Source organism: Thiobacillus denitrificans, from assembly GCF_001530125.1.
Lineage (GTDB): Bacteria > Pseudomonadota > Gammaproteobacteria > Burkholderiales > Thiobacillaceae > Thiobacillus > Thiobacillus denitrificans_C.
This window is the reverse complement of the sequence record NZ_LDUG01000019.1, coordinates 1-18,713: the sequence shown is the minus strand read 5'-3', so window position 1 is coordinate 18,713 and position 18,713 is coordinate 1. Positions and strand designations below refer to the sequence as shown.

The window sequence follows — 18,713 nt, the reverse complement described above, 5'->3', positions numbered from 1 at the left end:
TTGAAGTCCAGCACCCGATCGAGCGCCTGGGTGGCAAGTTGCAGTAACGGCGGAGTGAGTTCCATCAGCGGGGATCAGACAAGTTGCAGACGGCAGGAACATCCTGCCCGGGATTTATTCGTCGTCGCCAAGCTCGGGGTCCCAGCCTTTTTCGCGCGCGCCATCCACCGCCACTTTATAGAGGGCTTCGTGACGCTCGCGCAGCCCGGATGGAAGGCGGCTCGGCAGGTTACTGTATTTATCCCAAACTCCAGCCGGCACATTCCTCGGTTTCGGGAATGAAACCGAACAGCCAGCCGTCGATTACGACGCGCGCCAGCATGGTGAGGCTGTGCTTGCCTGATGAAACCCAGGGTAGGTCATTTTGTTGTTCATGGCGACGAGTCAGTGTCTTTCGGATTTTCATTGTAGGGGAAGCGCGTATGGCCGTAGCGGATCACCAGAACCGCAATGGCCAGCAGCAGCATCGAGGCGGTCACCCCCAGCATGCGCCAGTCATCCAGGCTTTTCATGTCGAGCACCAGGTAACGCGCCAGTGCCACGATTGCGATGTAGATGGGGAAACGCACCGGCAACTGCCCAGAGCGGAAATACACTCCCACCATGGCGAGGATTTCCAGGTACAGGAACAGCAACAGCAGATCGGCCAGCGATACCGTTCTGGCATCGACCATGGTCGCCACTTCGAATGCGGCCGCCACCAGGGTGGCCAGCGTGATGACGACGAGGCCGATGGCCTCGAACACACCGAGCACATTGAGTGCCAGACGCGATAATTGGCGGTCTTTGGCGGGGTTCATGGCGGCGTCGAAAGAGTGAGGCGTAAGGATACCATCGGGGACGTGTCAGCACTCATTTCGAACGCGCATGCACCGACCATTCGCGCCAAATGGCCACCGACACCGCAAGCAGCACCGGCCCCAGAAACAGGCCGATCAGGCCGAAAGCATTGAGGCCGCCTAGCACGCCCAGAAACACCAGCAAAAACGGAATCCGCGTCGGCCCACTGATGACCAGCGGGCGGATCAGGTTATCGACCCAGCTCACCACCAGCGCGCCCCACAAAAACAGGCCCAGCGCGGCCTGGGTTTCGCCATGCGCCAACAATCCGATCGATAGTCCAATCCATACCACCGGGCCAACGAAAGGGATCAGCGACACCAGGGCGGTTATCGCGCCCCACAATGCCGGCGCTTCAATCCCCGCCACCCAGTAGCCCAGTCCGGCGAGCACCCCCTGCGCCACTGCGGTGAGCACAATGCCAAACACCACGGCGCGCACCGTCACGCCAACTGACTGGATGTAGCCGCGCGCCGCCTCGCCCAGCCAGCGCGTGGCCACGCCGCGGAACTGTGCCAGTACGCTGAAACCGTGGCGGTACAGAAAAAATAGTGCGAACACCGCCAAGCCGAACTTCGCTGCGTTGCGCCCAACCTCACCGGCAATCCCTTTTAGCGAAGCAACATCGGTGAGACCCAACGCATCAATTTGCGCGAGCAGCCATAGCGGATCGCCCTGGATGCGTTGATATTGCCCGACGATCCACGCTCCGCCCGGCCACGCATTGACCCCTACAGGAAGCGGCGGCAGTCCATGAGCCATAATCTGCTTGATGGTCGCTGTAGCCGCCGACACATCCATCGCCACAGTGAACATCACCCACACTAACGGCAGCAACAGGGTTGCAGCCACGCCAAGCGTCATCAGCAACGCAACGATATTCTGGCGCTCTGGAAGGCGTTGGCACAGCCATTGTTGGAGCGGCCAGGTCACATACGCCAGAATCCCCGCCCAGGCCAATGAAGCAAAAAACGGCGACAACACCCAGTAGGTGAGGCCGAAAATTAAAATCAGAAAAGCCAATGCCGCAACACGGCGAGCGAGTGGGGAGTCGATGTTAATTGGCATACGACAAGCTTACCGGATGCGCACCCAATTCAGGAACTGATCGGCATCAAACAATCACGATGCGCTATTCCAATGCCCGCTCCAATGCCCGCAGCCGAGCGCGCGTGCCTGACTTTGGGAATAAAACCTGTCAACGCAGGAGGGTCTCGATACGCACGCTGATGCCGCCCTTGGGCTGTTGCGTGATTTTCAGGGTGATGCGCTCGCGGCTTTTGGTGTACGCGTGCGTCTCGGCCTCTGGCGTGGCGGATTGCACGGCCTGGGCGTAGCCCCGCGCGGCGAACCCCTAGGTGTAGTGGTCGAGCACCGCAGCGTAGTCCGCCTCGCCTTCGTATTCAATCGTGACCTGTTTACCCTCCCGGTGCCAGTAGGTGCGCGCGAGACCCGGGTAGCGCGCCACCGGACCCAGATCCGTGCCGGAAACGTCGCGTTGCGGCTGCGTAGTTGCGCTTTTATGCCCTCCGGTATGAGGGCGGGCACGAACGCGCCCAGCTGCGCGCGCGCGCCGGGCACGGCTTGTTCAACCTGTTCCAATGCCCCGCGCGCCGCCTCGGGTATGGCGCCCGTCCAGTTTTTACTTTGCGCCTGCCCAAAGAACCAGCCGATCAGCGCCACATCCACCAGGGTGAGCACACCCGCCATGGCCTGGCCGCCCTCGCCCGTCACCACCAACGGCAGCAAGTTGATGAATTCCTTGACGAACTTGAACAGCAGCAGCGCGGGGCCCCCACCAGTCCGACATAGAGCGGCGCCAGCAGCCGGCGACTGGCGAATATGAAGCGTTCGAGGAAGTGTTCAATTTTTTGCATCGCGATTCCAAAAAAGATGGAAGAGAAAGCGTATCTGCGGGAGCGCGGTCATCCGATTCCCTGGCGCATCAGGGATTGTTAGTCGCACCACCCCGGGCCGGCAAGTGCCACGCGGACCCGCTCGCGCGTCCAACGGTACTCGCATTCGAGACCACCGTAGATGTCGGCGCAGATCGGGTCGGCACTTTGCCCATGCAGTGATTTGTCGCAGTGGGTTCTGTTGTTGTCAGGTTTCTGTCTTCCTCACAATAGGCGGAACAGACCCCACTGCCTGCAACGCGCGGAGGGGCGCGGCGAATACATCGGCCTCTTCGATGAACACCCGTTCGGCGCCGCAGATTTCGACCGTGCCGGTTTTCACCAGCCGGTCATCAGAGCGGCGGATGGGTCGTGAACGGGTATTCCAAACCGCTACCCATGCCGTCGCCGATGCCGAGGTTGGCGGCGAGAAATAGTAGCGTGGGTTTCATGGGAGTTCCTTTTGCCATGGCTGAATAATCAACTGCGTGGTAGCGGGTATCGATTAGCGCCCCTTAGAGTTCGCCGTGGCTTTCTATGGAAGTATTTTTCACCACGGCCAGCCAATAGGCCACGGACAATGCGAGCACTAGCGCAGCGGTGGCGAACACATACTCGGCGCTGACTTCCTTGTAATCCAGCACAATGACTTTGCGGGCGACGGCCATGAAGGCGGTGGCCAGGACGAGCTTGATATGGATGACGTTCTCGCGCAGGTAACTGGCGATGTTGATGAAAATTTCGATCGCAATCAGCACGGCCATGAAGGCGCCGAAGGTGGCAAATATATCGCTGATGTTGAGTAGATAGTAGGGGTGGGTGGAGATGCGTTCGTACAGCACGTAGACTACATCCGCAACCCCCCACCAGATCACCAACACCATCAGCACCGCCAGAATTCGCACGGCATAGCGTATCGATATTGTCAGCCCACGAATGAGGGGATCGTCCACGAGTTTCAGGGATGGGGATGAATCAGTGTTTTGGTTCATGCAGGCCTCCGGTGGCTACGTTGCAGTAATTTCAACATCAGTTTGCGGCCTTCATCCAGCAGCAGGATGGAGGAGGCCACCGCGAACGCCAGCCCCCAGTCCTGCGCGGACAATGCCGTGGTATCGAAGATGGCCTGGGCCGGTGTCCAGTGCACCACCAGCGCCTGCAATCCCACTACCGTGGCCAGCGCCGCCCACAGCTTGCCGTTGCTGAAAAATTGTCGGTTGAAAGCGGAATGATGCTCGGCACGGGCGTTGAACACGTTGAAAAACTGGAACAACACGAAGGTGGTGAAAGCCAGCGTCAGCGCGTAGGCCTCGCCGCGCGCCTGGGCATAATAAAACAGCCCCAGGGTGCCTGCCGACATGATGATGCCGTACATCAGCAGCCGCTTGAAGCGCGCCAGCGACAGAATGCGTTCGTCGGCACGGCGTGGGGGCTCCAGCATGATGCCGGGGCGGGCCGATTCCAAACCCAGGGTCATGGCGGGCGGGCCGTCCATGATGATGTTGATCCACAGGATCTGGATCGCGGTGAACGGCGTCGGCAGGCCCAGCAACTGCGCGCCAAGCACGGTGAGGATGGCGCCGACGTTGGTGGAGAGCTGGAAGCGCACGAACTTGACGATGTTGTCGTAGATGGTGCGGCCTTCCTTGACCGCGCCGACGATGGTGGCGAAGTTGTCGTCGGTGAGCACCATGGTGGCAGCCTCGCGGGTTACTTCGGTGCCCGCGATGCCCATGGCGATGCCGATGTCGGCGTTTTTTAGCGCCGGGGCGTCGTTGACGCCGTCGCCGGTCATCGCGACGACGTGGCCGCGCGCCTTCAGCGCCTGCACGATTTTGACTTTATGTTCTGGCGCGACGCGCGCGAATACCGTGGTTTCCTCGATGTGCCGTGACAGCTCGGCGACATCGATGCGATCAAGTTCCGCACCCGTCAGCACCGCGCCTTCCAAGCCCAGTTCGCGGGCGATGGCGGCGGCGGTGATGGCGTGGTCGCCGGTAATCATCTTGACCTGGATGCCGGCATCCTTGCACAGCCGAATCGCATCTCGCGCCTCGGGGCGGGGCGGGTCGATGATGCCGACCAGGCCGGTCAGCACCAGGCTGTTTGCCCAGGCCATCAAATCGCCGGTGGGGTTGAAGTCGTGTGCCGGAATGTCGCGGCTGGCCACCGCCAGCACGCGCATGGCCTGCCCGGCAAAAGCGGCGTTCTCGGCCTCAAAGGCGGCGCGGGCCGGGTCGTCCAGCGGCGCCTCGCCCGCCGCGTCGAGAAAGCTGCTGGCGCGCGCCAGCAACACGTCGGGCGCGCCCTTGACGAACATGCGCACCCGCTCGCCATCGTGGTGAAAAGTGGCCATGAACTTGTGCGCCGAATCGAAGGGAATTTCGGCGAGGCGCGGGCTGTGCTCCGCCGCCGTTTCCTGATCCACCCCGCCCTTGGCGGCCAGCGCCAGCAGCGCCCCCTCGGTGGGGTCGCCGATGAGCTGGCCGTCGCGGATGCGGGAATCGGCGCATAGCGCCGCCGGGGTGAGCAGGGGCAGGAAATCGGGCAGCGGGTCGCCCTCCCCTACGCTGATTTCGCCTTCGCCGGAATAGCCCTCGCCGCTCACGGCAAAGCGCCGCCCGCGATAAAACAGCTGGCGCGCGGTCATCTGGTTGAGGGTCAGCGTCCCGGTCTTGTCCGAGCAGATCACCGTGGTCGAGCCCAGGGTTTCCACCGCCGACAGTTTTTTGACGATGGCGCGATTCCTCGCCATGCGGTGCATGCCGATCGCCAGGGTCACTGTCACCACTGCCGGCAGCCCCTCGGGGATGGCGGCCACGGCCAGGGCGATGGAGGTCATGATGGTCTGCACCAGCGGATCGCCGCGCAGAATACCGAGCGCAAAAATCAGGCTCACCACCACGCCGGCGATGAGAGCCAGGCGCTTGCCCAACGCATCGAGTTGAATCTGCAGCGGCGTGGCGCTTTCCTTCGCCGCATTCAACAGGCCGCTGATACGACCCATCTCGGTGTCCATGGCGGTGGCGGTCACGACCAGCTCGAGGCGGCCACGGGTGATCACGGTGTTCATGTACGCCATGTTGAAGCGTTCGGCCAGCGGGTGTTCGCCGGGCGCCAGCGCCTCGGCGTGCTTGCCCACGGCGTGAGATTCGCCGGTCAGCGCCGCTTCGGCCACTTCGGCGTTGTGCGACACCAGCACGCGGCCGTCGGCGGGAATCCGGTCGCCTGCTTCGAGCAACACGAGGTCGCCCGGTACCAGCTCCTCGGCGGGGATTTCCAGCACCCGTCCGCCGCGCCGTACCCGGGCGTGCTGCGCCAGCATTTTTTTCAGCGCCGCCAGCGTCGCCTCGGCGCGGTGCTCCTGATAGAAGCCCAAAGCGGCGTTGAACACCACCACGATCAAAATCACCAGCGCGTCTTTGATATCGCCAATCGCGGCAGCCAGCACAACGGCACCGAGCAGCACCATCACCAGCACGTTCCTGAACTGGTCGAGAAATTTCAGCCAGGCCGGGCGCGGCGGGATCGAAGCCAGGCGGTTGGGGCCGTGGCGGGTCAGCCGCTGCGTCGCCTCGTCCGGGGTCAGCCCCCGTGCCGGGTTGGTCTCGAGGTCGGCGCAGACCTGGTCGGCGTTTTGGGCATGCCAGGGCTTGGTCGCGCTGGGTTCTGTCATTGTCATGTCTCTGCCTTCCTCAAATGGGCGGAACAGGCGCCGCCGTCTGCAATGCACGGCGGGTCGCGGCGAAGACATCGGCCTCTTCGATGAACACTCGATCAATACCACACATTTCGATGGTGCCGGTTTTCACCAGTTGGGCATAAAGCTGCGGGCTCACCTCGGCCAGCATGAGGGTCGCGCCGCCACGCCGGAGCGTGTGCGCGTATTGCTCGATCACCGTCACCAGGGTGCTGCCCGCGCGCTGCACGCCGCGTAGCCGCAGGATGACGCAAGCGCCGGGTGCCGCGTCAGGCAATTTTTTCTCCAGCGTGGCGGCGGCGGCGAAGTGCAGGCTGCCATACGCCGCCAGCACCACGATCTGCCCGGGTTGCAGCTGCGCCGGTGCGGGGTGCTCGGCAAACGAGCCGTTGGAAAGCGGCGTCATGCCGACCATGCGCACGTCCACCGACGAGGCGTACAGGTAATGCAGCATCGACAGCGCCACTCCCATGAACACCGCTTGCTGCACCGGCAGCACCAGCGTGGCGATAAACGTCGCCAGCAGAATGACGCGCGGCTCCCAGCCGGAATGCCAGACATCGTTGATGCGCGCCGGCTTGATCGCCTCGATTCCGGCCATCACCAGCAAGGCGGCAATCGCGGGCATGGCGAGGTAGCCGACCCCGTCTGCCAGCAGCAACACCGCGAGGATAATGAAGCCGCCTGAAAAAATACCGGCCCAGCGCGAGCGCGCACCGGCCTTCATGCTGACGGCGGTTTCCGACATCGCGCCGCCGACCGGCATGCCCTGAAACAGGCCGGACGCAATATTGGCCGCGCCCTTGGCGGAAAAGTCGCGCGAGATATCAGGATAGCTGCCGTCGGGATTGGGAATGGTCTTGCTCACGCCCGCCCCCTGCACCAGGCCGATGATCGCCAGCGCCGCGGCGGCCGGAAACACCGCCACCACCAGGCTCCACTGCGGCAGCACCAGCGCGGGAAAGCCGCCGGGAATCAGGGCGGTGTCGTTCAGCGTCGCCACGCTGTCGAGCCCGGCCAGCCAAACGCCGAGCGTGGCCACGACCAAGGCGATGGCCATCGCCAACTGCGCCGCGCGGGTGCGGTTGAGCAGCACAATCAGCGCCAGCGTCCCCAGCCCGATCGCGCTGGTCCAGGGATCGGACAAATGCAGGTGGCCGATCCAGTCGAGCGTGCGCATGACGGCGTTGCCGCCTTCAGCGTGATAGCCGTTCAATTCGCCGAGCTGGCTCATGATGATGCGCACCGCGATGCCGGTCATGAAACCGATCAGCACGGCATTCGCCACGAAGCGCACCAGGCCGCCCAGACGCAGCAGACCCAGGCCAAGCTGGATGAGGCCGACCAGCACCACCAGCACGATCAGCGCCTGCACTTTGGCCTCGCCGCTGAATTCGCCCAGCGCGCTGCCGGTCGCCACCGCCAGCGCGCCCGTGTTGGCCACAACCATGAAATGCGAGCTCGCCAGCATGGCCGCAATCGGCGTGCCGATCATCAGCGCGTACAGGCCGTGAATCGGATTGAGTCCGGCCAGAATGGCCGACGCGATGCCGTCGGGAATCGCGACCAGGGCGGTGGTGAGCCCGGCCGACAGGTCGGCCTTGAGCGTTTTGGGAGACCAGCGCCGCAGGCGGTCCAGCATCGTTCGCTCAGGCATGGGGCATGGCTTCAATCCGTCACCGCGCCCAGGCTCGCCGACGACACCAGTCTGGCGTACTTGGCCAATACGCCGCGTGTGTAACGCGGCGCGGGCGGTTGCCAGGCTTTGCGTCGGCGCGCGATTTCTTCGTCGGGCACATTAAGCTGGAGCAGGCGCGCATCGGCATCAATGGTGATGGAATCGCCTTCCTGCACCAACGCGATATTTCCTCCGACCGCGGCTTCGGGCGCGACGTGGCCCACCACCATGCCGTAGGTGCCGCCAGAAAATCGCCCGTCGGTGATCAATCCCACACTGTCGCCCAGGCCCGCGCCGACGAGGGTGGAGGTGGGCGACAGCATTTCGCGCATGCCGGGCCCGCCCTTGGGGCCTTCGTAGCGGATGACCACGATATCGCCGGGCTTGATTTTCTGTGCCAGGATGGCTTCCATGCAAGTCTCCTCGGATTCAAACACGCGCGCCGGGCCGGTGATTTTGACCAGCTTGAAGCCGGTGATTTTTGCCACCGAGCCTTCCGGCGAGAGATTGCCCTTGAGGATGGCGAGATGTCCTTGCGCATACATGGGATTATTCCACGGGCGGATCACATCCTGCCCTAAAGGATACCGGCCTTGCAGGCCATAATCCTGGCGCGGCTGTTGCGGTAACTCTTTCAACACTTCTGCGACGGTCTGGCCGCTGATGGTGAGCGCGTCGCCGTGCAATACGCCGTGCGCGAGCAATATTTTCATTACCTGCGGAATACCGCCCGCCACATGCAGATCGGTGGCGACATAACGACCCGACGGTTTGATGTCGCACAGCACCGGCACGCGCGCACGGATAGTCTCGAAATCATCAATCGTGAGCGGCACTTTCATGGCGTGCGCGATGGCGAGCAGATGCAACACCGCGTTGGTGGAGCCGCCCACCGCCATGGCCACCGCAATCGCGTTTTCAAACGCCTTGCGCGTCAATATCTGTTGCGGCAGGATTTGTTTTTTAATCGCATTCACTAACACTTCCGCAGATTGCTCCGCACTCACGGCCTTTTCTTCATCCTCGTTCGCCATGGTCGAGGAATACGGCAGGCTCATGCCCATCGCCTCGAAGATCGAAGACATGGTGTTCGCGGTAAACATGCCGCCGCACGAACCCGCGCCCGGACAGGCGCGGCGCTCGATTTCCAGCAGATCGTGTTCGTCAATTTTATGCGCGGTGTACTCACCGACCGCCTCGAACGCGCTCACGATGGTGAGGTCGCGGCCTTGGTAATGGCCCGGCTTGATGGTGCCGCCATAAACAAATATCGCCGGAATGTTCATGCGCGCGATAGCGATCATCGCGCCCGGCATATTCTTGTCGCAGCCGCCGAGAGCGAGCACCCCGTCCATACTCTGACCGCTGCACACGGTTTCGATGGAGTCGGCGATCACCTCGCGCGACACCAGCGAATATTTCATGCCCTCGGTGCCCATCGAAATGCCATCCGAGATGGTGATGGTGCCGAACATCTGCGGCATCGCACCGGCTTTTTTCAACGCGGCTTCAGCACGCGCAGCCAGCCCGCCGATGCCCATGTTGCACGGCGTGACGGTGCTGTGCGCGTTCGCCACGCCGACGATGGGCTTGTCAAAGTCCCCGTCGCCGAAGCCCACCGCACGCAGCAAGGCACGGTTGGGCGAGCGCTGCACGCCCTGGGTGACGGTTTTGCTTCTGCGGTTGTCGGACATGACTTATCTCCTGATGTGAGCCGTGCCCAAAGCGGGTGCTTGAGGACTTTTCGGGTGAAATCTTGCAAACGAACCGGTGCGGGTTCACTCCGCCAGCTTTCACGAAATCGCTAAAGCGTCATGGTCTCATGCGAGCGTCAGGGGTTGCAGGCGTCGCAGCGGCCCGGTTCGGCGTATTGCCGGTCGGTCTGCTCGCGGGTCTCGCGCGTGGGTGCGCCGCAATCTGCGCACGGGAGCCCGGCCACGCGTTCGACGATCCAGAATCCCGGGGTGCCGCAGCCCGGGCAGAGCGAACTGCGCTTTTTCGCCAGGTCCTCGGTCGCGAGACGGATGTTGTCCATGCGCGTGGGATTGGCGTGGGCGCGTACGTCGGTTTCGACGAATATCTGCCCGTTGGCCGATTCCGCCAGCGCCGAGATAAAGGCAGCTTCCAGCTCCGCCCAGGCGGCGATCCCCTTGTGCATGCGCGGGTCGTCCTCGCGCTCGGGGCGCATCACCAGATGGTGCGCGGGGAAGTCTGCCTGCTGAGCAAAAGCTTTGGCCGCAGCCCAATCGGTCGTCAGCAGGTGGGGGAAATTCGTCTTGCCCCGTGCCACACCCGTCACCTCGATGCCGCGTTCGTCGTCGATGAACACCAGCAGCTCCACGTTCCACGCAAACATCCCCGTCATCGGGTCGGGCCCGAACGCGCCTTCGCTCGCCAGGCCCAGCGGCAGGCTGGACAATTCCATGCCGATACGCGCTTTTCGGCGCGCTGCCTCGCGCTGGGTGCCGGGGCGCGGGATGTCGCGCGTGAAGGTGCCCAGCGTATCGGTATCGAAGCCGCTCACCCGCTCGACCCGGCAGCCCAGCGCGGCATCCAGCACCGAGGCGATCACGCCTTCCTTGCCGTGCTGCGTGAGCAGGGCGATGCGCTGGCCGGCATACGGCCCGACAACGGACGCAGCGGGCTCCGCCGGCGCCGATCCGGTCATGACATGCCTGCCCACTGGTAGAGCAACGCGCCAGCCACCACCAGGGCGACGGTCGCCCAGCCCAGGCGGTCGATGTAGCGATGCAGCGCCGCCTCCATGCGCGCACCGCCCCAGGCCATCAGCCCGGCGACCAGAAAGAAGCGCGCGCCGCGCCCGATCAGCGAGGCCAGGGTGAAGGGCAGCAGCGCCATCGACAGGGCGCCGGCGGCGATGGTGAAAACCTTGTAGGGTATGGGCGAAAAGCCGGCGACGAAGATCGCCCAGAAACCCCAGTGCTCGAACCAGCCCACTGCCGCCTGATAGCTGTCCCAATATTGGGAGGCGCGCAGCCAGGGTTCGATGGCATCGAAGGCGTAATGACCGATGGCATAGCCGAACAGGCCGCCGGCCACCGACGCCAGCGTGGTGATCAGGGCGAAGCGCCAGGCCTTGGACGGGTTGGCCAGGCTCATGGGCGCGAGCATCACATCCGGCGGAATCGGGAAGAACGACGATTCCGCGAAGCTCATGCCACCCAGATACCACGGCGCGTGCCGGTGCCGCGACCAGGTCATCGCGCGACGGTAGAGCGGGGAGAAGATGCGCATGGCCGTCAGGCCCCGCGCACCATGGCCATGATCTGGCCGGCGTCGAGCGTGCTCGCCTTCTGTTGAATCTGCGGCAGGTATTGCGTCTGCATCCGTTTCGCCGGGCCGAGCAGGTTCTGGAACGTGTCTTTCAGCACTGCCGTGCCCATCACCCGCCCGCCGGCGTAATAGCGCTTGGCCAACTGGCCCAGGGCGTAGGTGGTAGCGAAGGAGAAGGCCATGCCGGTGGCGGCGCCGCCGATATTGCCGAAGGTCTTGCCGGCGGCCTTGCCGAGCAGCCCGCCCAGGAGCTTGCGGCCGAACTGTTCGAGATATTGCGAGGTGAGGCCGACCCCGGCGGCGGCGATGAATTCCTTGATGTGACCCTGGTCGAGGCTGACCCCGTGGGCCTTGCCGATGCCATAGACCATCTTGATCTGCAACGGGATGATGGCCATGGAGGCCCAGGACTGCGGCAGCAGTTCCAGCGCGCCGTTCATCAGGGCATAGTTAAGGATGGACTTGTCCAGTTCCGCCTCGGTCACGTTCGGCTGGGCCGCCACCACCGCACCCGCAAGGGGCACGCCGGATTCGTAAGGCGGCCTAGCCGCCAACGACTCCGCTGGGCCGGGCGCGGCGACTACAGCGGCGGCGGGCGCCACAGCCTCGCTGAGCTCGACGATGGCGTCGGCCTCGCGCTCGAAGGCTTCGGCCTGCCCGGAATCGAGCTTGAGCAGGACTTTCAGCTCGGTCAGGAAGCGTTGCTCGGCCTCGCTCTGACGGCCATCGGCGTCGCACACGCACACCGCCATTTCATAGGCCAACTGGCGCTCGCCGGGGTCGGTCAGCGCGGCGGCGGCCGCTTCCAGGCTGATGCGCTTGAGCAGCACGTCCTGATAGAGGCGCGCGAGATCGGACGCACCTGGTTCCGGGGGGATGAATCCCCCCGCCGCGCCGGGCGAAGCCCTGCGCGCGGCTCCCCCCTCTGGTTCGCCACCCAGGGACTCAGCGATGCGACGGATTTCCTCGCGCTCACGGTCGTGCTTGGCGCCATCGGCGAAGGCAGCAAACAGGGCGATGGCGAGGATGGATTTTTGCTGTTCTGGATTCATTGCGGGTTCTCCCATTTAATCTGGAATTCGATTTCTTCCGACTCGCCTTCGCGTTCGTGTTCGATATTGAAAATCGCCCGGACAGGCACCGAGATTCTTTCGCCTGCAATCTGGATTTCAAAGCGTTCGCCCTGTTCGAGCGCATCGGCTAAGCGCCGCAACTTCGCAATGAATTCCGGCAAGGGGTAGGCTTTTTCCACATCTCGTTCAGGTTTGCTGTTCATGCTGGTTGCCCATTCGTTAAAGTAAAACTCGCGAAGCGAGCCCGCGTCCCTCTCTCCCGCTGGGAGAGAGCAAGGAGAGAGGGAAACGGGCATGGCGAAGCGCTGTCGCCTGGAGGCGCCTACTTTTGGTTCATTGTCTGGGGCGGCGATTCGCCATGCCCGTTCGGTTAAAACGTGGACACATAAAAGCTTCCACTGCTTCAGTGTTTGAGCGCCTCGGCGAGTTTCAGCCCGGCGAGTTCGCGGATAGTGCGCGCCAGATAGTAGAGCGCCGCCATCATGATCAGCATCGACGGTAGCGCGATCATGGGATAGCTCAACAGGGTCAGGCGGCCCAGCTCCTCGTTGAAGGCGGGCGTGCCGGACGGGCTCACGACGATCCAGGTCGCCAGAAAATAATTCATGGCGGCGGAGAAGAAAAAGGAGCCACCCAGCATCCAGGTGGCGGGCTTCAGGCGGGCTTCGAAGGCCGCGCGGTTGCCGCGCTCGTCCAGGCTCTGCTGTATCCGCGCGACGTTCATCAACGCCGGGCTGAACAGCAGCACCCGCACCAGCGGGGTGCGGGTGTGGGCGGAAACAGCCACGGCCAGCCCGATCAAGCCCGGAATGGCCGCTTCCTTGATGGCCAGCCATTGCGTATCCAGTTGCAGCAGGCCGATGCCGCCGGTGAGCAGGATGCTGATGAGGCCCAGGGCGGCGAACAGGTTGAGCTTGCGCCGCGCAAGCAAATCCCGCGCGCCCCAGGCCAGCGGAAAAGCCAGCGCCAGCAGCAGCGCGTTGACGGCCCCCAGGTTCTCCGGATCGCTGAACTTCATCAGGATCAGCGAAGGGATGACCAGCGTGATCAGCAGTTCGATCAGCGGGTTGGGTTTGGCGGCGTCGGTCATGGCGGTGTTGTTTGCGTTTCAGTCTTGACCACAAGGTTGTTCTCACCGATCCAGCCGACGATGCCGTCGCGCACGTTATAAACCCGGGTGTAGCCGTGTTTTTCCATCAACTCGCGCGCCAGCTTATCGGTGCGGTTGCCGGTGCGGCAGATCAGCACGACCGGGTCGTTCTTGCCCACCTCGGCGGTAAAACGCGTCAGGAATTCCGGATTCGGCCGACCGGCGGCGTCAACGTAAGTCAGTGTGTGGCTGCCTTCCACCACGCCGGTTGCTCGCCACTCCTCCGCTCGGCGAACGTCGTAAACGGGCACGCCCTGGGCGATCAGGGTTTTCAACTCGCTGTTATCGACGTGGGTATAGGGCGGCTTGGCGCAACCGCCGAGGGCGAACGCGAGCAACAGGGCACCGAACAAGCGCGGCCAGCTCATTTCGTCACCTTGCGCGTGGCGATCAGGCTGGCGACCACGCTGGTGCCGATCAACACCGCGACGATGGCCAGCGAGGCCGCCACCGGCACGTGATACCACGGCATGATCAGCATCTTGGTGCCGATGAAAGTGAGCACCATCGCCAGGCCGTATTTAAGCAGATGGAAGCGATCCGCGACGTCGGCGAGCAGGAAGTACAGCGCCCGCAAGCCCATGATGGCGAAGATGTTGGAGGTGAAGACGATGAAGGGATCGGTGGTGATAGCGAAAATGGCGGGAATGGAATCCACCGCGAACACCAGATCGGTGACCTCGATCAGAATCAGCACCAGAAACAGCGGCGTGAAATAGCGCACGCCGTCCTTCATCACGGTGAATTTCTCGCCGTGATCGCCGTCGCTGATGCGCAGATGGCGGCGCGCGAATTTCAGCACCGGGTTCTTCTCCAGGTCGGGCGTCTTTTCCGCCATCACCAGCATGCGCATGCCGGTGATGACCAGGAAGGCGCCGAAGATATACAGTACCCAGCTGTACTCCTGCACCACCCAGGCCCCGGCCAGGATCATCACCGCGCGCAGCACGATGGCGCCCAGCACGCCGTAGAGAAGTACCCGGCGCTGATATTCGGCGGGGACGTGGAAGGCCGTGAAGATCAGCAAGAAGACGAACACGTTGTCCACCGACAGCGACTTCTCGATCAGATAGCCGGTGAGAAATTCCAATGCCTTGCGGTCGGCGATTTCCGGCCCGACCGTGCCACTCAGATACCACCACAGACCAGCGTTGAACGCGAGCGCCAAGCTCACCCACACCAGCGACCAGCTGGCCGCCTCCTTGACGCTGACTTTATGCGCTTTCCTGCCGCCGAATACGAGCAGGTCCAGCGCCAGCATGACCAGCACAAAGGCGATGAAGGCCGCCCACATCCAGGGTTCGCCAATGGAGATTGTGTTATTCATCTGCGTGTTCAACTTCTAAAAAGATTCGAAACCATTCCCCGTCAGGCTGGGGAGGTCAGGCGCCGCGCCAGCCTGACACGTCCCCGCCAACGGTGATGTAATCGTCAAACGGGCCGGGGTTGGCTGACTGGGCAGGCTTACTGCACCGCGCGCAGGGCAGCGATGCGCTCTTCCAGCGGCGGGTGCGTCATGAACAGACGCTTGATGCCGGACGCCCCGCTCCCGCTGATGCCGAAGGCCGCCATTTTCTCTGGCAGTGGTGCCGGATGCAGGCTGTCCAAACGCTCCAGCGCAGCGATCATGTTTTGCCGTCCGGCCAGGCTTGCACCACCTAGATCGGCACGGAATTCGCGCTTGCGCGAGAACCACATGACGATGATCGAGGCGAGGACACCCAGCACCAGTTCGGCAATGATCATGGTGACGAAAAATGCCGGGCCGCCGCTGCGTTCGCTCTTGAACACCACACGGTCGATGGTATGGCCGATGACGCGCGACAGGAACATCACAAAGGTGTTCACCACGCCCTGGATTAACGCCAGCGTCACCATATCGCCGTTGGCGACGTGGGCGATTTCGTGCCCGAGCACGGCTTCGGCTTCCTGGCGCGTCATTGCTTGCAGCAAACCAGACGACACCGCGACCAGCGCGTTGTTTTTGTTCATGCCGGTGGCGAAAGCGTTGGCTTGGGGCGTATCGAAAATCCCGACTTCTGGCATGCCGATTCCGGCGTCGGCTGCGTATTTCTTCACCGTCTCAACCAGCCAGAATTCGGTCGAATTCGACGGCGTTTCGATCACCCGCACGCCCATCGATTTTTTCGCCATCCACTTGGAAATCGCCAGCGAGATGAACGAGCCGCCGAAACCCATCACCGCGGCGAAGATCAGCAGCGAGGTCAGGTTCAACCCGTTTGCGGTGAGATAGGGCTCGACGCCCAAAAGGCGCATGGTGAGCGACAGCACCAGCACGATGGCCATGTTGGTGGCGAGGAATAAAACAATGCGCTTCATGGTGTTCTCCTGTTAAAACCCGGGGCTGTTGCAGGCAAACGCCCCTTTCATAGATACACATCAGAATATAGATGCGAAACAAACAATAAAATTCGATTTTTATACTGCTATTGTTCGATTTTATCGAACTGTTAGTACGCCATGCTGAATTACAAGCACCTGCATTACTTCCGCACCGTCGCCAAAACCGGCGCCATCAACCGGGCCGCCGAGAAACTGCACCTGACGCCGCAGACGCTGTCCGGCCAAATCAGCATCCTGGAAGAACGCCTGGGGGTCGCGCTGTTCCGCCGCACCGGACGCCGGCTCGAACTGACCGATGCCGGGCGCACCGCGCTGACCTACGCCGACGAAATTTTCGACGTCGGCGCCGAACTCGAGGAAGCCCTGCAAAACCGCCTTGCGGCGCGCGTTCATCCATTCCGCGTCGGCATCGCCGACGTGGTACCCAAAACCATCGCCTATCAGCTGCTGGCCCCTGCCCTCACCCTGGCTGAACCAGTCAAGCTGGTATGCAAGGAAGACCGGCTGGAGCAGCTGGCTGCCGAACTTTCCATCCACCGGCTCGACATGGTGCTGGCTGACCGCCCGCTGCCGTCCAACATGGACATCAAGGGCTACAGCCACCCGCTGGGCGAATGCGGCATTGCCTTTTTGGCCGCGCGCGCGATCGCCGAGACGCTGGGGCAGGACTTTCCTGCCAATCTGCATGAGGCGCCCCTGCTGATCCCAGGCGAGGACAGTGCGCTGCGCGTACCCCTGTTGCGCTGGCTCGAACGCCGCGGCATCCAGCCCACCATCGTCGGCGAATTCGACGACAGCGCGCTGATGAGCGCCTTCGGCCAGGCCGGCGCGGGGGTGTTCCCGGTGCCGCTGACCACGGCGCAGGAGGTGATGCGGCAATACGAGGTGGTCGAGCTGGGGCAGACGCTGGAGATACGCGAACGCTTTTTCGCCATTTCGGTGGAGCGGCGGTTGAGCCACCCGGCGGTGGTGGCGGTGAGCGAGGCGGCGCGACGGCGGTTTCAGCCGCAGGATGCGGACTGACGCCCACAGGCTACGGTGTTATCCAGCCAGCGCACTGCCTCGGCCGGCGTCATCACCCGGAAAACCGGCGCACAGCGGCGACGCAGCTTAAGCACCGCGCGATCCTTGCTGACCAGCCCCTGCGCGCGGACGGCGGCGGCCAGCTCGATAAATTTCTGGTCGTCGGGATCGCTGCAACGCGGCAAGCCGGCGCACATTTCAAGAGCCTTAGCAGTCCCTGCCAGCGTTTGATAGCGCGAGAACAGCGCCGTCTGCCGCGCGTCATCCAGACCAAATTCCGGATAAGCCAGCACGCGCCGCCACTCCTCCAGCGTGGCATCCGTCACCACGCAGCGCACGCGTCCGTCTTCCAGCGCAAACCGCAAGGGGCGGGCAGTCGCATCGTCAAAATGCAGCAGGTCGAGCACCACGTTGGTGTCGATTACCAGCAAAGGCTTATTCAATATCGGTGTGCTCGGCGATGAACTCGCGCACCCAGTGCTCCGACCTGGCGCTGGAAAAGCGCCCGACGATCTCGCCCTTGACGAATAGCAGCACAGTAGGAAAGCCGCGCAACGCGTAGCGCCCGGCAAGCTTCATGTTGGCGCCTTCGTCGACCTCGACCTTGGCCATGTGGATCTTGCCGGCGTGATGCGCGATGACACGCGCCAGCACCGGTGTCAGCGCACGGCAGGGCGGGCACCAGTCGGCCCAGAAATCGACCAGGATGGGCAGCGTGTGCGAGGCCTCGATGACGTCGCGGTCGAAGTGCTCCAGGTGGGTGTCGAAAATCAGGTCCGGGGCGGGGGCGGCGTGTAGAGGGGTCATGGCGTGAAATCAGTTGGGGTCGTCGCAGTTCGAAGTCAAAGCCCGCCTATTTTGCCTCAAGGGCCGGCCTTTTCTGCCTGCACTGAGCGCGCGGACCCAAACACCCGGCGTAAAAAACTGCTTCACTCAAGGGGCGAAGGGCGTTATTTTTACGCAATGGAAGAACGCTTTTATCGGGAACAGGAAATCGCGCGGCTGCCGGACTTTATTCCCGCCACCACCTATAACCTTGCGCACACCCTGCTCGCGCGCGCCGGCCAATGTCTGTTCGTGCCGATCCGCAGCCTGCAGTACATGGCGGTGCTGGACGCGGAGGAATTCATTTTCGTCGACAGCCAGAACAAGGCCTGGGTCGAACTGGCCTGGCAGCATTTCCGCCCGCAAGCCCGCAGTGCGCTCGACGAACGCGTGCCGTTCGAGGTGGTGCACTACGCGCCGCAGGCCGCGGAAACCATGAAGCGCCTGCCGGGCGAATTTCATAAGGCGCTGTTGGTGCTCGCCGAACGCGATCTGCCGCAGCAGGATGCACGCGTACTGCCGCTGGTGCGCCGCTAGTTCTACTGTGTTATAAATAATGCGATGATTCAGGCATAGGAATTAACGAGCTGGAGTCTGCATGGGGCTGAGTCTTGAATCGCGGTTTGAAGCGTATTGCGACGAACTGGTAAAAGCGCTGTCGCACGTGGATCGCAGTCAGCCCGCGCGCTGGTATCTGAAAGGGCTGATGTTGCCCGGCAGCAGAAAGAGCGTAGAGCCGATGGCGGCGCGGGTGCGACCGCACGACGTGCGGTCGGCGCATCAATCGATGCATCATCTGGTAGCCGATGCCGAGTGGAGCGATGACGCCCTGCTGGCGACGGTCGCCGGGCTGGTTCTGCCGTCATTGACG

General features: G+C 62.9%; 22 protein-coding genes. 3 read left to right on the top strand and 19 right to left on the bottom strand.

All coding sequences use genetic code 11. The annotated features are described in order from the left end of the window. Positions 1-114 precede the first annotated feature (114 nt). The 17 genes from ABW22_RS18315 to htpX all read right to left on the bottom strand — a co-directional run bounded on the left by ABW22_RS18315 (position 115) and on the right by htpX (position 15,970). A complete protein-coding gene (locus ABW22_RS18315; RefSeq protein ID WP_330218754.1) occupies positions 115-261 on the bottom strand; it encodes a hypothetical protein in 147 nt (48 codons plus the stop codon). Between the two features lie 110 nt (positions 262-371). After that, complete coding sequence (locus ABW22_RS06840) at positions 372-800, bottom strand: phosphate-starvation-inducible protein PsiE (RefSeq protein ID WP_059753814.1); 429 nt, start codon at positions 798-800, stop codon at positions 372-374. 52 nt (positions 801-852) lie between these two features. Continuing rightward, a complete protein-coding gene (locus ABW22_RS06835; RefSeq protein ID WP_059753810.1) occupies positions 853-1,908 on the bottom strand; it encodes an AI-2E family transporter in 1,056 nt (351 codons plus the stop codon). 130 nt (positions 1,909-2,038) lie between these two features. Next, a complete protein-coding gene (locus ABW22_RS18260) occupies positions 2,039-2,164 on the bottom strand; it encodes a hypothetical protein (RefSeq protein WP_269083901.1) in 126 nt (41 codons plus the stop codon). A gap of 779 nt (positions 2,165-2,943) precedes the next feature. Then, a complete protein-coding gene (locus ABW22_RS18255) occupies positions 2,944-3,078 on the bottom strand; it encodes a hypothetical protein (protein ID WP_269083900.1) in 135 nt (44 codons plus the stop codon). 172 nt (positions 3,079-3,250) lie between these two features. Next, positions 3,251-3,727, bottom strand: a complete 477-nt coding sequence (locus ABW22_RS06825) for a phosphate-starvation-inducible PsiE family protein (protein WP_059753804.1) — start codon at positions 3,725-3,727, stop codon at positions 3,251-3,253. Beyond that, entirely contained in the window at positions 3,724-6,417 is a 2,694-nt protein-coding gene (locus ABW22_RS06820) for a cation-translocating P-type ATPase (RefSeq protein WP_082708617.1), read from the bottom strand. The genes ABW22_RS06825 and ABW22_RS06820 overlap by 4 nt, the downstream gene beginning before the upstream one ends. Positions 6,418-6,430: 13 nt before the next feature. Next, positions 6,431-8,092, bottom strand: coding sequence for a SulP family inorganic anion transporter (locus ABW22_RS06815; RefSeq protein WP_082708615.1), 1,662 nt, complete (start codon positions 8,090-8,092; stop codon positions 6,431-6,433). Between the two features lie 11 nt (positions 8,093-8,103). Next, positions 8,104-9,807, bottom strand: coding sequence for a dihydroxy-acid dehydratase (gene ilvD, locus ABW22_RS06810; RefSeq protein ID WP_059753793.1), 1,704 nt, complete (start codon positions 9,805-9,807; stop codon positions 8,104-8,106). A 137-nt stretch (positions 9,808-9,944) separates the two neighbouring features. Next, positions 9,945-10,781: a DUF6671 family protein gene (locus ABW22_RS06805; protein ID WP_059753789.1), complete on the bottom strand. Its 837-nt coding sequence runs from the start codon at positions 10,779-10,781 to the stop codon at positions 9,945-9,947. Next, positions 10,778-11,368 carry a YqaA family protein gene (locus ABW22_RS06800; protein WP_059753786.1) on the bottom strand — a complete coding sequence of 197 codons (591 nt, stop codon included), beginning with the start codon at positions 11,366-11,368 and terminating at the stop codon, positions 10,778-10,780. Before ABW22_RS06800 ends, ABW22_RS06805 begins: the two co-directional genes overlap by 4 nt. Positions 11,369-11,373: 5 nt before the next feature. Continuing rightward, complete coding sequence (locus ABW22_RS06795) at positions 11,374-12,459, bottom strand: hypothetical protein (protein ID WP_059753783.1); 1,086 nt, start codon at positions 12,457-12,459, stop codon at positions 11,374-11,376. Then, positions 12,456-12,776, bottom strand: coding sequence for an amphi-Trp domain-containing protein (locus tag ABW22_RS06790; RefSeq protein WP_202813923.1), 321 nt, complete (start codon positions 12,774-12,776; stop codon positions 12,456-12,458). Before ABW22_RS06790 ends, ABW22_RS06795 begins: the two co-directional genes overlap by 4 nt. Positions 12,777-12,883: 107 nt before the next feature. Then, positions 12,884-13,570 carry a VC0807 family protein gene (locus ABW22_RS06785; RefSeq protein WP_059753777.1) on the bottom strand — a complete coding sequence of 229 codons (687 nt, stop codon included), beginning with the start codon at positions 13,568-13,570 and terminating at the stop codon, positions 12,884-12,886. Next, the gene (locus tag ABW22_RS06780) at positions 13,567-13,998 is read right to left on the bottom strand and encodes a rhodanese-like domain-containing protein (protein WP_059753773.1); all 432 of its coding nucleotides are present in this window, start codon (positions 13,996-13,998) and stop codon (positions 13,567-13,569) included. Before ABW22_RS06780 ends, ABW22_RS06785 begins: the two co-directional genes overlap by 4 nt. Further along, on the bottom strand, positions 13,995-14,957 hold the full coding sequence (locus ABW22_RS06775) for a TerC family protein (protein WP_059753769.1): 963 nt from the start codon (positions 14,955-14,957) through the stop codon (positions 13,995-13,997). The genes ABW22_RS06780 and ABW22_RS06775 overlap by 4 nt, the downstream gene beginning before the upstream one ends. A 137-nt stretch (positions 14,958-15,094) precedes the next feature. Continuing rightward, positions 15,095-15,970 (bottom strand): protease HtpX, encoded by an 876-nt coding sequence (gene htpX / locus ABW22_RS06770; RefSeq protein WP_059753766.1) that lies wholly within the window; start codon positions 15,968-15,970, stop codon positions 15,095-15,097. 141 nt (positions 15,971-16,111) lie between these two features. Here htpX and nhaR point away from each other — a divergent pair, with 141 nt between their 5' ends. Continuing rightward, positions 16,112-17,017, top strand: a complete 906-nt coding sequence (gene nhaR / locus ABW22_RS06765; RefSeq protein ID WP_059753761.1) for a transcriptional activator NhaR — start codon at positions 16,112-16,114, stop codon at positions 17,015-17,017. On the opposite strand, the gene ABW22_RS06760 is transcribed toward nhaR, so the two are convergent. After that, a complete protein-coding gene (locus ABW22_RS06760; protein WP_059753759.1) occupies positions 16,996-17,460 on the bottom strand; it encodes a putative toxin-antitoxin system toxin component, PIN family in 465 nt (154 codons plus the stop codon). The two genes, nhaR and ABW22_RS06760, sit on opposite strands and share 22 nt — an antisense overlap. Beyond that, positions 17,453-17,824, bottom strand: a complete 372-nt coding sequence (locus ABW22_RS06755) for a thioredoxin family protein (RefSeq protein ID WP_059753755.1) — start codon at positions 17,822-17,824, stop codon at positions 17,453-17,455. Before ABW22_RS06755 ends, ABW22_RS06760 begins: the two co-directional genes overlap by 8 nt. A 156-nt stretch (positions 17,825-17,980) precedes the next feature. Between ABW22_RS06755 and ABW22_RS06750 the strand changes: the two genes are divergently transcribed. Together ABW22_RS06750 and ABW22_RS06745 are read left to right on the top strand one after the other, a co-directional pair. Next, the gene (locus tag ABW22_RS06750) at positions 17,981-18,379 is read left to right on the top strand and encodes a hypothetical protein (RefSeq protein ID WP_059753752.1); all 399 of its coding nucleotides are present in this window, start codon (positions 17,981-17,983) and stop codon (positions 18,377-18,379) included. A gap of 61 nt (positions 18,380-18,440) precedes the next feature. Next, the coding region (locus ABW22_RS06745; RefSeq protein ID WP_162264476.1) for a transposase at positions 18,441-18,713 on the top strand (273 nt) is incomplete at its 3' end.

Excerpts from the sequence above, each read along its gene's own strand:
- ABW22_RS06800 (WP_059753786.1), bottom strand. The coding sequence starts at position 11,368 with ATGCGCATCTTCTCCCCGCTCTACCGTCGCGCGATGACCTGGTCGCGG.
- ABW22_RS06755 (WP_059753755.1), bottom strand. The coding sequence starts at position 17,824 with ATGACCCCTCTACACGCCGCCCCCGCCCCGGACCTGATTTTCGACACC.
- ABW22_RS06785 (WP_059753777.1), bottom strand. The coding sequence starts at position 13,570 with ATGACCGACGCCGCCAAACCCAACCCGCTGATCGAACTGCTGATCACG.
- htpX (WP_059753766.1), bottom strand. The coding sequence starts at position 15,970 with ATGAAGCGCATTGTTTTATTCCTCGCCACCAACATGGCCATCGTGCTG.
- ABW22_RS06750 (WP_059753752.1), top strand. The coding sequence starts at position 17,981 with ATGGAAGAACGCTTTTATCGGGAACAGGAAATCGCGCGGCTGCCGGAC.
- ABW22_RS06805 (WP_059753789.1), bottom strand. The coding sequence starts at position 10,781 with ATGACCGGATCGGCGCCGGCGGAGCCCGCTGCGTCCGTTGTCGGGCCG.
- ilvD (WP_059753793.1), bottom strand. The coding sequence starts at position 9,807 with ATGTCCGACAACCGCAGAAGCAAAACCGTCACCCAGGGCGTGCAGCGC.
- ABW22_RS06825 (WP_059753804.1), bottom strand. The coding sequence starts at position 3,727 with ATGAACCAAAACACTGATTCATCCCCATCCCTGAAACTCGTGGACGAT.
- ABW22_RS06790 (WP_202813923.1), bottom strand. The coding sequence starts at position 12,776 with ATGCCCGTTTCCCTCTCTCCTTGCTCTCTCCCAGCGGGAGAGAGGGAC.
- ABW22_RS06820 (WP_082708617.1), bottom strand. The coding sequence starts at position 6,417 with ATGACAATGACAGAACCCAGCGCGACCAAGCCCTGGCATGCCCAAAAC.
- ABW22_RS06840 (WP_059753814.1), bottom strand. The coding sequence starts at position 800 with ATGAACCCCGCCAAAGACCGCCAATTATCGCGTCTGGCACTCAATGTG.
- ABW22_RS06780 (WP_059753773.1), bottom strand. The coding sequence starts at position 13,998 with ATGAGCTGGCCGCGCTTGTTCGGTGCCCTGTTGCTCGCGTTCGCCCTC.
- ABW22_RS06775 (WP_059753769.1), bottom strand. The coding sequence starts at position 14,957 with ATGAATAACACAATCTCCATTGGCGAACCCTGGATGTGGGCGGCCTTC.
- ABW22_RS06835 (WP_059753810.1), bottom strand. The coding sequence starts at position 1,908 with ATGCCAATTAACATCGACTCCCCACTCGCTCGCCGTGTTGCGGCATTG.
- nhaR (WP_059753761.1), top strand. The coding sequence starts at position 16,112 with ATGCTGAATTACAAGCACCTGCATTACTTCCGCACCGTCGCCAAAACC.
- ABW22_RS06795 (WP_059753783.1), bottom strand. The coding sequence starts at position 12,459 with ATGAATCCAGAACAGCAAAAATCCATCCTCGCCATCGCCCTGTTTGCT.
- ABW22_RS06815 (WP_082708615.1), bottom strand. The coding sequence starts at position 8,092 with ATGCCTGAGCGAACGATGCTGGACCGCCTGCGGCGCTGGTCTCCCAAA.